Here is a 12,586-nt window from a genome sequence, read left to right as displayed (position 1 = left end):
CGCGGCCTCCTCTTCCTTCTCCGTGGCCTCGAATATTTCCCGCGCCGCGAACACGTTTCCGCAACCTGACCGATGGTGAGCGCGGTCGAGCGTTTCGACATGACGGACTCAGGTCAGGACTTCGAGTGCACTCCAAGTCAAGCATTGGACGGTGTCATCTGTCGGCGTTACCCATTCTGTATCGCAAACGCTTTATCCCGACCGATATCGACCGATAAATTCACCGGAATTACATGCCGGTAAAAGTTTTAAAGATTGTGTGACCGGATTTACTTGTCATCGATCGATGGGTATAAATCGTCCGCTATCCCAAATCGGGCCTGCGATTTGTCCTATGCTTAAACGCAGCGCCCGCTGACAGGATAGGTCGTCCGTTCCCGGCTAACTTTTCGCCCTCAATGGAGTGCTTGCCATGCTGAAGAAGCTGTTCATGCTTTGCGTCGCTGTGGCTTTGTCGCTGTCGGCCGGATTTGCCGCGGCCGTGGAAGTGAATACCGCCGATCAGGCCGCGCTCGAATCGGTCAAGGGCATCGGCCCCGTGCATGCGAAGGCGATCCTCGACGAACGCGCCAAAAACGGCCCGTTCAAGAACGCCGACGATCTGGCCGCGCGCGTGAAGGGCATCGGCCAGAAGTCAGTCGAGAACCTCGAAGCTGCCGGGCTGACGATCAACGGCTCGTCGGCGCCGCCGACAGGCGCGAAGACGTCGACCAGGCCGGCCACGAAGACGACGCCGGCGGCTCCCGCGGCAACCACCGCCGCCGCGCCCGCTGCCACGACGGCAGCGCCGGCCGAGGCTACTCCCGCGTCGGCCGCGAAGCCGTCGAAGTCGAAGAAGAAGGCCGCTGCATCTGAAGCGGCAACCGCTGCGGCGCCGGCCGTCGCAGAAGCTAGCGCACCGGCCGAAGCATCCGGCACCAAGGCTTCGAAGAAGAAAGCGAAGAAGAGCAAGGCGGCATCCGCCGCGGCCGCGTCCGGCGCTTGAGGCCGGCGGGGCTGCCGCCCTTGCGTTTCACCGCGACGCGCAACCGCGCGTCGTCGTCACCCGCCCGGCCGTCATGCACGCGCCGGCATTCAAGAGAGACCGTCATGAGCCTACTCGACACCATCGGTTCCCTGCTTGGCAAATCGCCAGAAGGCGGCGGCCAGCAAGCGCTGATCGCAGCCGCGCTCGAATTCGTCAACAACCAGCCTGGTGGCCTGAACGGCCTGATCCAGCGCTTCCAGGAAAAGGGCCTCGGCGACGTCGTGTCGTCATGGATCAGCAACGGCGAAAACCAGCCGATCGCGCCCGACGCGCTGCATAACGTGCTCGGCTCGGAAGCCGTGAGCGGCCTCGCCGCCAAGGCCGGCGTCCAGCCGGATCAGGTGACGGGTCTGCTGTCGCAGATCCTGCCGCACGTCGTCAACGCAGCCACGCCGGAAGGCGAAGTGCCGGCCGATGGCAAGTTGAACGCGACGACGGTGCTCGGCGCGCTCGGCGGCCTGTCGGCGCTGCTCGGCAACAAGGGCAACGCTTAAGGACGCTGTGCGCGATGCGCTGACGGTGGCTTAGGCTGCTGCCGGTCAACGCCCGCGCCCGGTTTGAAAACGGCGGGCAAAAGAAAACCGGCAACGAAGTCGCCTTCGTGCCGGTTTCTTAACGTTGGCGGGAACGGCTCGACTACCGCCGTCCCGTTGCGTCATCAGGCCATCGCGTTCAGTGCACGACGCGTTCGAATCGCAGCTGGCCGTCGTCCACTTCGACCGGAATTACGTCCTTCGGACCGAACTTGCCGGCCAGAATCAGCTTCGCGATCGGGTTCTCGATCTCCTGCTGGATCGCGCGCTTCAGCGGCCGCGCACCAAACAGCGGGTCGTAGCCGACCTTGCCGATGTGCTCAAGCGCCGCGTCCGACACCACCAGTTGCATGTCGAGCTTCGCGAGCCGCTCGTGCAGACGCTGCAACTGAATCCGCGCGATCGACTGGATGTTCGAACGATCGAGCGCATGGAACACGACGACGTCGTCGATCCGGTTCAGGAACTCGGGCCGGAAGTGCAGCTTCACCTCTTCCCACACCGCGTCCTTCACCGCTTCCTGCGGCTCGCCGACCATCGCCTGGATCACCTGCGAACCGAGGTTCGAGGTCATCACGATCACCGTGTTCTTGAAGTCGACGGTGCGGCCCTGGCCATCGGTCATGCGGCCGTCGTCGAGCACCTGCAGCAGCACGTTGAACACGTCCGGATGCGCCTTCTCGATTTCGTCGAGCAGGATCACGCTATATGGCTTGCGGCGTACGGCCTCGGTCAGATAGCCGCCCTCCTCGTAGCCGACATACCCCGGCGGCGCGCCGATCAGACGCGCGACGCTGTGCTTCTCCATGAACTCGCTCATGTCGATACGGATCAGGTGCTCTTCCGAATCGAACAGGAACGACGCCAAGGCCTTGCACAACTCGGTCTTGCCGACGCCGGTCGGCCCCAGGAACAGGAACGAGCCGTACGGACGGTTCGGGTCCGACAGACCCGCGCGCGAGCGGCGGATCGCATCGGCGACCGCGCTGATCGCCTCGTCCTGGCCGACCACGCGCTCATGCAGCTTCGACTCGATCTGCAGCAGCTTTTCACGCTCGCCCTGCATCATGCGCGACACCGGAATACCGGTCGCCCGCGACACGACTTCGGCGATCTCTTCCGCGCCGACCTGCGTGCGCAACAGACGCGGACGCTTCGGACTGTTCTGCTCCTCGGCTTCGGCGCGCGTGACTTCCTTCAACTGCGCTTCGAGCCCCGGCAGCTTGCCGTACTGCAGTTCGGCGACCTTCTCGAGCTTGCCCTCGCGCTGCAGACGCACGATTTCCGCGCGCGTCTTCTCGATCTCTTCCTTCAACTGCGCGCTGCCCTGCACCGCTGCCTTTTCGGCGGTCCAGATTTCTTCAAGGTCCGAATATTCGCGGTTCAGGCGTTCGATTTCCTCTTCGATCAGCTGCAGACGCTTCTGCGACGCTTCGTCCTTCTCCTTCTTCACCGCTTCGCGTTCGATCTTCAGCTGGATCAGACGACGGTCGAGCCGGTCCATCTCCTCCGGCTTCGAGTCGATTTCCATCTTGATCTTCGACGCGGCTTCGTCGATCAGATCGATCGCCTTGTCCGGCAGGAAGCGGTCCGTGATGTAGCGATGCGACAGTTCCGCCGCCGCGACGATCGCCGGGTCGGTGATGTCGACGCCGTGGTGCAACTCATAGCGCTCCTGCAGACCGCGCAGGATCGCGATGGTCGCTTCGACCGACGGTTCGTCCACCAGCACCTTCTGGAAGCGGCGCTCGAGCGCGGCATCCTTTTCGATGTACTTGCGGTATTCGTCGAGCGTGGTCGCGCCGACGCAGTGCAGTTCGCCGCGCGACAGAGCCGGCTTCAGCATGTTGCCTGCGTCCATCGCGCCTTCGGCCTTGCCGGCCCCGACCATCGTGTGAATCTCGTCGATGAAGACGATGGTTTGCCCTTCGTCCTTCGCGATATCGTTGAGCACGGCCTTCAGGCGCTCCTCGAACTCGCCGCGATACTTGGCGCCCGCGAGCAGCGCGGCCATGTCGAGCGACAGCACGCGCTTGTTTTTCAGCGTTTCCGGCACTTCGCCGTTGACGATGCGCTGCGCCAGCCCCTCCACGATCGCGGTCTTGCCGACCCCCGGCTCGCCGATCAGCACCGGGTTGTTTTTGGTGCGGCGCTGCAGGATCTGGATGGAACGGCGGATTTCGTCGTCGCGGCCGATCACGGGGTCGAGCTTGCCGGCGCGGGCGCGCTCGGTCAGATCGATCGTGTATTTCTTCAGCGCTTCGCGCTGGCTTTCCGCGTCCTGGCTATGCACCTGCGAGCCGCCGCGCACCGCGGCGATCGCGGTTTCGAGCGCCTTGCGCGACAAGCCGTGCTCGCGCGCGAGACGGCCGACGTCGCCCTTGTCGTCGGCGACCGCGAGCAGGAACATTTCGCTCGCGATAAACGTGTCGTTGAGCTTCTGCGCTTCCTTGTCGGCCTGGTTCAACAGACCGGTCAGTTCACGGCCGATTTGCACGTTGCCGTCAGTGCCTCGCACCTGGGGCAGCCGCGTGATCGCGTCGTTCAGTGCGGTCTGTAGAGGTTGTACATGCACGCCGGCGCGCGATAGCAGCGAGCGAGCGGAGCCGTCCTGCTGCGCGACGAGTGCCGCGAGCACGTGAACGGGTTCGATGTACTGATTGTCGTGGCCAACCGCCAGACTCTGGGCGTCCGCGAGCGCTTCCTGGAATTTAGTGGTGAGTTTGTCGATTCTCATCAAGAGACCTCCAATTTCGATTACCACCAAAATGAGGCGATTTATTAGGGTTTCAAGCGCTTTTTTCGCCTCGGTCGCAACTATTTAACATTTGAGCGCAAGAACTGCCGCGATCCTGCCCCACTGTGGCGTCCGGGCGGGTTTGCGCGCCGAGCAGCCGGCCCAAAGTTCTAGCTCTTGTGGCCCAGCGTCGCCGAACTTCCGCCACGCGTGCTATCCGATGCCACCGGAATCGGCAGCGGCACCCTCTGCATGTTGGGTCCTAACCCCAGCAATGCCGCGAGCGGACTTTTCGGTTGCGCGACGTCGCCGATGGTGAAGCGATCGAGTTCGGCGAGAAAGGCGAGGTTCGCTGCCTGCAACGCGCCGCGCAGCCGACACTGCGACGTGATGACGCAAGGCCGCTGTTGGCCCTGCCGGTCCGGCAGACAACCGACCAGCGCGAAGTCGCTTTCCGTGACCCGCACCACGTCGCCGACGGTCAGCGACAGCGATTGCGCGCTGAGTCGCAGCCCGCCATTGCGGCCGCGCACGGTTTCGACCCAGCCGAACTCGCCCAGTTGCTGCACGACCTTCATCAGATGGTTTTTCGAGATGCCGTAAGCTTCCGAAATGTCCTGAATCGTCGATAAGCCATCGCCCCGCACCGCGAGGTACAGCAGCACGCGCAGCGCGTAATCCGTATAGTCGGTAAGTCTCATAGGCCCTGGTATAACTTGAAAAGCCGCGAGCAAGCGCCTTGAACGTGTCCCATAACCGCGTCGACGCAAGGGTTGCCGTGAACCAGCGCCGCGCCCTAACATCATCGGTTGGCGGCCTCGTTCCTCGAATCGCGTTGCAAAACTGTGTCGGATAGCAATAGTAGCTTTTTCCGCATCAACCGTTTGTTAGAAAAACCGGGGTTCGAAGTTCAGTTCGACCGCCACCGGCAACCGCATTTTTCTGGAATCCGCATGAATCCGTCTTTCCCCGCCGCGCCACCGGTCGAGCGCGCGGCCGAACCCACCGAGGCCAATATCCGCGAGCTCGTCTACGGCTTTTACGATCGCGTGCGCGCCGATCCGCTACTCGGTCCGGTCTTCGACGCGAAGCTCGAGGGTCGCTGGGACGACCATCTGCCGAAGATGTGCACGTTCTGGAACAGCCTCGTGCTCGGCGCGAAGCAGTATCGCGGCAACGTGCAGCAGGTGCATCAGCCGCTCGAAGGCATCGAGCCGCAGCACTTCAGCCGCTGGCTGTATCTGTTCCTGGATACGGTCGAATCGCGCTATCAACCGGCCGCGGCGGTCCGTTTCATGGAGCCGGCGCTGCGAATCGCGCAAAGTTTGCAGCTGAGCCGTTTCGGCTGGGACTACAAGATTCCGGCGGAGCAGCGGGCGCTGCTCGAGCGGGTGGCGCCGAAGCGTCGGCCGCGCGATGCTGACGACGATGGCGAGCATCCGTCGCGGCCGGCTGGCGAGCCGTTTCCGGTGCCGATCATCGGACGCTCACGGGACCAGTGAACGTCGGTCGGGGCCGACGCGCCTGACATAAAGACGCCGCGTGCGCCGCCGCAGTTCCGCGGCCCACGCTTCGCCTACTCCGCAGTCTGGTTTCCCGATTCGATACCCCAGCGCGCGAGCGCGGCGTCGTCGGTCACGCGCGCATCGACCCAGCGCTCGCCCGCGTCGGTTTTCTCTTTCTTCCAGAACGGCGCTTCGGTCTTCAGATAGTCCATCACGAATTCGCACGACGCAAACGCGTCGCCGCGATGCGCGGCCGTCGTCGCCACGAGCACGATCTGATCGAGCGGATACAGCTTGCCGACGCGATGTACGATCAGCACGTCGATGCCCAGCCAGCGCTCGCGCGCACGCTCGACGATCGCCTCGAGCGACTTCTCTGTCATGCCCGGATAGTGCTCGAGCTCCATCGTCTCAACCGCGCTGCCCTCGTTCAGGTCGCGCACGGTGCCGACGAAGCACGCGACCGCGCCGATCCTCGGATTGCGCGCGCGCAACGCGGCCACCTCGGCGCTGAGGTCGAAGTCTTCGGTCTGGAGGCGAACGGGCATGGGTGACTCCTGAGGGCTTGTGACGCTGGTGTGGACCTGATGAGGTGCGCGAGCCCGGTTCAGCCGCCGGTGACGGGCGGAAAAAACGCGACCTCGCAGCCCTCCGTGATGCGCGTGCTCGCGTCGGTCATCACGTGGTTGCAGGCCATGCGCAGCGCGCGGCCTTCGGCGAGCGTCTCGGCCCAGATGCCGCCACGCACGCGCAGCCACGCGCGCACGTCGCCGACGGTCGCGATGCCGTCGGGCACCTCGACGGCTTCGTCGGACGTATTGAGCGCTTCACGCACGCTCGCAAAGTATCGGAGTTCAATCTTCATCGGGTTACCGCCGGTTTGTGCCGCGCATGCCGCGGATGACCGACCTCAGTTCAGTAGTTCGGAAAACGGAATGAAGCGCACGGTTTCGCCGGCGCTGATCGCGTGGTTCGGCGGGTTGTCGATCAGGCCGTCGGCCCACACGGTCGACGTCAACACGGCCGAGCTCTGATTGGCAAACAGATCGAGCCCGCCCGCCGCGTTGACGCGCGCGCGCAGGAACTCGTTGCGGCGGTCGGCCTTGCCCTGCGTGAAGTCCGCGCGCAGCGACAGCGCGCGCGGCGCGACCGCCTGCACCCCGGCCAGCCGCAGCACGAACGGACGCACGAACAGCAGGAACGTGACGAAGCTCGACACCGGATTGCCAGGCAGGCCGATGAAAAACGTTTCAGCCGGCTCGCCTCTATCAGCACCACCCGTGCCACCCGCGCCACGGCGCACCGCGCCGAACGCGAGCGGCTTGCCCGGCTTCATCGCGATCTGCCACATCGACAGACGCCCTTCTGCCTCGACCGCCGGCTTCACGTGATCCTCCTCGCCGACCGACACGCCGCCGCAGGTGAGAATCAGATCGTGCGCCTCAGCGGCTTCGCGCAGCGTCGCGCGGGTCGCGTCGAGCTGATCGGCGACGATGCCGTAGTCGGTCACGTCACAGCCGAGCTTCTCGAGCAGGCCGCGCAGCGTGAAGCGATTCGAGTTGTATATCGCGCCGGGCTTCAGCGGCTCGCCGGGCATCGTTAGTTCGTCGCCGGTGAAGAATACGGCGACCTTCACGCGCCGGCGCACCTCGAGCTGCGCGCATCCGACCGACGCGGCAAGCCCCAACGCCTGAGGCGTGAGCCGCGTGCCGGCCGGCAGGATCACCGAGCCCGCGCGAATATCGGCGCCCTGCGCGGTGATCCACTCGCCCGCCTGCGGACGATGCACGATCGTCACTTCGTCGCCGGCCACCTCGGTCTGCTCCTGCATCACGACCGCGTCCGAGCCAGCGGGCACCGTCGCGCCGGTAAAGATGCGCGCCGTGCTGTTCGGCGCGAGCGGCGCCGGCGCATGGCCGGCCGGAATCCGCTGGGAGACCGGCAGACGGCTGCCGTGCGCGAGATCGGCGATACGGACCGCATAGCCGTCCATCGCGCTCGTGTGCATCGGCGGCACGTCGAGCGGCGACGTGACGTCGGTGGCGAGCACGCGATTCAGCGCATCGAGCGTCGGCAGCGTTTCGATACCGTCGATCGGACGCGCGGCGTCGAGCAGGATCGCGAGCGCATCGGCAGTGGCGAGCATCGGAGCGCGGGGCGTGGGTGTGGACATCGGGAGTGTCGAAGCCGCAGGTTAAAAGAATATTGTAGCGGCCGATGCCGTTAGCCTGGGCGGCCGGGCGTTATGTAGAGCTTTTTGTAATTTTCGATGCGTGGCCGCCGAGGGTGCGGCCAGCGTTTTTTCGTAGGGCGGGCGTGGGCGTCGATCAACGCGAATCGACATGGCCGCAGGATGCCGCGTGAGCCGAAAACGGCGCACGCGGCCCGCTTGCCGTCGCCGGTCGCGCTTACTCGCCGGTGTTCGCGACGATGAAGTCCTTAACCCGCTGCGCATCCGCGGGGACAACCTCGAAGCGCTGCGGCAGCGATTCGAGCCCCGAGAATGCCGCCGGCCGCTCCGGTTCGCGCAGCAGCGCTTCGCGGATCGTCTCGCCGAACTTGATCGGCTGCGCGGTCTCGAGCACGATCATCGGAACGCCCGGCTGCAGGTGCTCTCGCGCGACCTTCACGCCGTCGGCCGTGTGCGTGTCGATCATCGTGTCGTAGCGCTGGAATACGTCGCGGATCGTCTCGACGCGGGTGTCGTGGCTGCTGCTGCCGGACACGAAACCGAACTCATTCACGCGCGCGAAGTCGCCGCTTGCAGCGAGGTCGAAACCGCCCTTCTCCTCGACGTCGCGGAACAGTTGCAGCACTCGCGCCGGATCACGGCCGAGCAGGTCGTACACGAAGCGCTCGAAGTTCGACGCCTTCGAGATGTCCATGCTCGGGCTGCTCGTGTGATACGTCTCGGCTGCCTTGCGCACGCGGTAGATGCCGGTGCGGAAGAACTCGTCGAGCACGTCGTTCTCGTTGGTCGCGACGACGAGCTTCTCAATCGGCAGACCCATCATGCGCGCGATATGACCCGCGCACACGTTGCCGAAGTTGCCCGACGGCACCGTGAACGACACGCGCTCGTCGTTCGACTTCGTCGCGGCAAAATAGCCCTTGAAGTAGTAGACGACCTGCGCGACGACCCGCGCCCAGTTGATCGAATTAACCGTACCGATCTTGTACTTCGCCTTGAAAGCGTGATCGTTCGACACCGCCTTCACGATGTCCTGCGCGTCGTCGAACACGCCTTCCACCGCGAGGTTGAAGATGTTCGGGTCTTGCAGGCTGTACATCTGCGCAGTCTGGAACGCGCTCATCTTCTTGTGCGGCGACAGCATGAACACGCGGATGCCCTTCTTGCCGCGCATCGCGTATTCGGCGGCGCTACCGGTGTCGCCCGAGGTCGCGCCGAGAATGTTCAGCGTTTCGCCGTGCTTCGCGAGCGCGTACTCGAACAGGTTGCCGATCAGCTGCATCGCCATGTCCTTGAACGCGAGCGTCGGACCGTTCGACAGTTCGAGCAGCGACAGCGGCGCGCCGTCTTCGACGCCGAGCGTCTTCAGCGGCGTGATTTGCGCGGCGCTTTCGTCGTCGCGCACGTTGCAGTAGGTCGCGGCCGTGTAGGTCTTGCGCGTCAGCGCGCGCAGATCGTCGGCGGGGATGTCGTCGCAGAACTTCGACAGGATCTCGTACGCGAGATCCGCGTACGGCAGCGTGCGCCAGCGCGTGAGTTCGTCCGCGGTGACGCGGGGATATTCGGCCGGCAGATAGAGGCCGCCGTCTTTCGCGAGACCGCCGAGCAGGATGTCGGAGAAGGTATGGCGCTCGCCGGCTCCGGCGCCGCGCGTGGAGAGGTAGTTCATAGTTCGGCCTAGTTCAGCGCTTCCATGCGCAGCTTCGTGACTTGCGAGACGACGGTCTTGAGCCCTTCGATCGACTTGATCGCGGCGTTGACCTGTTTTTCGACCGTTTCGTGCGTGATCAGCAGGATGTCGGTTTCGCCCTTGCCGTTCGCGTCGACGAGTTCCGATTCCTTCTGCAAGAGCGCGTCGATCGAAATGCCGGTGTCCGCCAGAACGCGCGTGATATCGGCGAGCACGCCGGTCACGTCGGCGACGCGCAGGCGCAGATAGTAGCCGCTCGTGACTTCTTCGATCGGCAGGATCGGCGTGTTCGACAGGCTGTCCGGCTGGAATGCCAGATGCGGCACGCGATGCTCGGGGTCGGCCGTGTGCAGACGCGTCACGTCGACCAGATCGGCGACCACCGCGGAAGCCGTCGGCTCCGCGCCCGCTCCCTTGCCGTAGTACAGCGTCGTGCCGACCGCGTCGCCGTGCACGACGACCGCGTTCATCGCGCCTTCCACGTTCGCGAGCAGGCGCTTTTCCGGAATCAGCGTGGGATGCACGCGAAGTTCGATGCCCTTGTCGGTGCGGCGCGTGATGCCGAGCAGCTTGATGCGGTAGCCGAGTTCCTCGGCGTATTTGATGTCGATCGCCGCGAGCTTGCTGATGCCCTCGACGTACGCGCGGTCGAACTGCACCGGCACGCCGAACGCGATCGCGCTCATGATCGTCGCCTTGTGCGCGGCGTCGACGCCTTCGATATCGAAGGTCGGATCCGCTTCGGCGTAGCCGAGCTCCTGCGCGGCCTTCAGCGCGGTCGCGAAATCGAGCCCGCGGTCGCGCATCTCGGACAGGATGTAGTTCGTCGTACCGTTGATGATGCCGGCGATGTACTGGATACGGTTCGCGGTCAAGCCTTCGCGCAGTGCCTTGATGATCGGAATGCCGCCCGCCACCGCCGCTTCGAACGCGACCATCACGCCGTTCGCGCGCGCCGCCTCGAAAATCTCCGTGCCATGCACGGCGAGCAGCGCCTTGTTGGCGGTGACCACGTGCTTGCCGTTGTTGATCGCGCGCAGCACGAGGTCGCGCGCGATGCCGGTGCCGCCGATCATTTCCGCGACGATCGAGATAGACGGATCGTCGACGACAGCGTTGAAGTCATCGGTCAGCGCCACGCTGCCGGCTTCGGCGCCGAGCGCCGCGGTCGCCTTGGCCGGGTTGCGCACGGCAATGCGCGCAATCTCGATGCCGCGCCCCGCGCGACGTTTAATCTCTTCCTGATTGCGGCGCAGTACCGTGAAGGTGCCGCTGCCTACCGTGCCGAAGCCCAGCAGTCCAACTTTGATCGGTTCCATGCAGCGTGTGTTTCTAATAGAGGTTTGAAAAGGGTTTCAGGGGTGGCACGAGCGGCGCGCCTGATGCGCCCCATCGTACGCGAGGCCCGCTCAGGCTGTGTGACGCTTGCGGTAGCCATCGAGGAAGCGCGCGATCCGGTTGATCGAATCCGCGAGGTCGTCGACGTTCGGCAGGAACACGACGCGGAAGTGATCCGGGGTCTTCCAGTTGAAGCCGGTGCCCTGCACGAGCAGCACGCGCTCTTCGAGCAGCAGATCGAGGATGAACTGCTGGTCGTTCTGGATCGGATACACCTTCGGGTCGAGGCGCGGGAACATGTACAGCGCCGCTTCCGGTTTCACGCAGCTTACACCGGGGATCGCCGTGAGCATGTCATACGCGAGCTCGCGCTGCTTGTACAGGCGACCGCCCGGCACGATCAGGTCGTTGATGCTCTGATAGCCGCCGAGCGCGGTCTGGATCGCGTATTGGCCGGGCACGTTCGGGCACAGCCGCATCGATGCGAGGATGCCGAGCCCTTCCAGATAGTCTTTCGCCAGCCGTCGGTTCTCGCCGGTCAGGCCCGAAATGGCCATCCAGCCGGCGCGGTAGCCGCACGAGCGGTAGCTCTTCGACAGGCTGTTGAACGTGACGGTCAGCACGTCCTCGCACAGCGACGCCATCGACGTGTGCTTCTTGCCGTCGTAGATGATCTTGTCGTACACCTCGTCGGCAAAGATCACGAGGCCGTGCTGGCGCGCGATCTCGGTCAGGCCGAGCAGCAGTTCGTCCGAATACAGCGCGCCGGTCGGGTTGTTCGGGTTGATCACGACGAGCGCACGCGTGTTCGGCGTGATTTTCGCGCGGATGTCGTCGAGATCGGGCATCCAGCTATTCGACTCGTCGCAGATGTAGTGCACCGGCGTGCCGCCCGCGAGGCTCACGCCGGCGGTCCACAGCGGGTAGTCGGGCGCCGGCAGCAGCACTTCGTCGCCGTCGTTGACGAGGCCCTGCAGCGCCATCACGATCAGCTCGGACGCGCCGTTGCCGATGTAGATGTCGTCGAGCTCGACGCCGTGCACGCCCTTTTGCTGCGTGTAATGCATGATCGCCTTGCGCGCGGCGAACACGCCCTTCGAATCGGAGTAGCCCGACGAGCTCGGCAGGTTCAGGATCATGTCCTGAATGATTTCATCGGGCGCCTCGAAGCCGAACGGCGCCAGATTGCCGATGTTCAGCTTGATGATGCGATGGCCCTCTTCTTCGAGCCGCTTCGCGTGTTCGAGGACGGGCCCGCGAATGTCGTAGCAGACATTCAACAATTTGTTGGATTTGAGAATCGGTTTCACGGCGGGCACTTCATCCTGGTTGATGGCTGGAGCAAACCTTGGGCAAACGGGGCCCGGCTGACGGCGCCGGGCCGCTCGGCTTCACCGATACGGGAATTCGGACGCGGCGGCGCCAGCGGAGGCGGCCAACTGCGAAAAGGGGTCGAACTGTCGAGCCGCCGCGCTTTCCGGGTTCCGGCGCAGGGGAAAAAACGCAACGAAAGCGGGCGATACCAGCATAGGTAGCCGGTGGGCCACGGCGATGCGCCTAGCGCG

Annotated in this window: 11 protein-coding genes; 3 read left to right on the top strand and 8 right to left on the bottom strand. The window is 64.5% G+C overall.

Features of this window, described 5'->3' with window-relative positions; genetic code table 11:
- The first annotated feature begins 412 nt into the window (after window positions 1-412).
- Together BC1002_RS06875 and BC1002_RS06870 are read left to right on the top strand one after the other, a co-directional pair.
- On the top strand, window positions 413-985 hold the full coding sequence (locus BC1002_RS06875; RefSeq protein ID WP_013089339.1) for a ComEA family DNA-binding protein: 573 nt from the start codon (window positions 413-415) through the stop codon (window positions 983-985).
- A complete protein-coding gene (locus BC1002_RS06870) occupies window positions 982-1,521 on the top strand; it encodes a YidB family protein (protein ID WP_420798744.1) in 540 nt (179 codons plus the stop codon). Before BC1002_RS06875 ends, BC1002_RS06870 begins: the two co-directional genes overlap by 4 nt.
- Before the next feature lie 178 nt (window positions 1,522-1,699).
- Here BC1002_RS06870 and clpB read toward each other — a convergent pair whose 3' ends face one another.
- Both clpB and BC1002_RS06860 read right to left on the bottom strand, forming a co-directional pair.
- The gene (clpB, locus tag BC1002_RS06865) at window positions 1,700-4,297 is read right to left on the bottom strand and encodes an ATP-dependent chaperone ClpB (RefSeq protein ID WP_013089337.1); all 2,598 of its coding nucleotides are present in this window, start codon (window positions 4,295-4,297) and stop codon (window positions 1,700-1,702) included.
- 170 nt (window positions 4,298-4,467) lie between these two features.
- On the bottom strand, window positions 4,468-4,998 hold the full coding sequence (locus BC1002_RS06860) for an Rrf2 family transcriptional regulator (RefSeq protein ID WP_013089336.1): 531 nt from the start codon (window positions 4,996-4,998) through the stop codon (window positions 4,468-4,470).
- 252 nt (window positions 4,999-5,250) lie between these two features.
- On the opposite strand from BC1002_RS06860, the gene BC1002_RS06855 reads away from it, so the two are divergent.
- Complete coding sequence (locus tag BC1002_RS06855) at window positions 5,251-5,799, top strand: group III truncated hemoglobin (protein ID WP_013089335.1); 549 nt, start codon at window positions 5,251-5,253, stop codon at window positions 5,797-5,799.
- Window positions 5,800-5,873: 74 nt separating this feature from the next.
- Here BC1002_RS06855 and BC1002_RS06850 read toward each other — a convergent pair whose 3' ends face one another.
- The 6 genes from BC1002_RS06850 to BC1002_RS06825 form a co-directional block, all read right to left on the bottom strand.
- Window positions 5,874-6,350 (bottom strand): molybdenum cofactor biosynthesis protein MoaE, encoded by a 477-nt coding sequence (locus tag BC1002_RS06850; protein WP_013089334.1) that lies wholly within the window; start codon window positions 6,348-6,350, stop codon window positions 5,874-5,876.
- A 59-nt stretch (window positions 6,351-6,409) separates the two neighbouring features.
- Complete coding sequence (gene moaD, locus BC1002_RS06845) at window positions 6,410-6,667, bottom strand: molybdopterin converting factor subunit 1 (RefSeq protein ID WP_013089333.1); 258 nt, start codon at window positions 6,665-6,667, stop codon at window positions 6,410-6,412.
- Between the two features lie 45 nt (window positions 6,668-6,712).
- The gene (locus tag BC1002_RS06840; protein WP_013089332.1) at window positions 6,713-7,948 is read right to left on the bottom strand and encodes a molybdopterin molybdotransferase MoeA; all 1,236 of its coding nucleotides are present in this window, start codon (window positions 7,946-7,948) and stop codon (window positions 6,713-6,715) included.
- 262 nt (window positions 7,949-8,210) lie between these two features.
- On the bottom strand, window positions 8,211-9,662 hold the full coding sequence (thrC, locus tag BC1002_RS06835) for a threonine synthase (protein ID WP_013089331.1): 1,452 nt from the start codon (window positions 9,660-9,662) through the stop codon (window positions 8,211-8,213).
- Window positions 9,663-9,670: 8 nt separating this feature from the next.
- Window positions 9,671-11,002 (bottom strand): homoserine dehydrogenase, encoded by a 1,332-nt coding sequence (locus tag BC1002_RS06830; protein WP_013089330.1) that lies wholly within the window; start codon window positions 11,000-11,002, stop codon window positions 9,671-9,673.
- A gap of 90 nt (window positions 11,003-11,092) precedes the next feature.
- Window positions 11,093-12,340: a pyridoxal phosphate-dependent aminotransferase gene (locus tag BC1002_RS06825; RefSeq protein WP_013089329.1), complete on the bottom strand. Its 1,248-nt coding sequence runs from the start codon at window positions 12,338-12,340 to the stop codon at window positions 11,093-11,095.
- Window positions 12,341-12,586: the final 246 nt, after the last annotated feature.

The organism is Paraburkholderia atlantica (genome assembly GCF_000092885.1).
In the GTDB taxonomy this organism is placed as follows: Bacteria; Pseudomonadota; Gammaproteobacteria; order Burkholderiales; family Burkholderiaceae; genus Paraburkholderia; species Paraburkholderia atlantica.
This window is presented reverse-complemented; position numbering and strand designations above follow the sequence as displayed.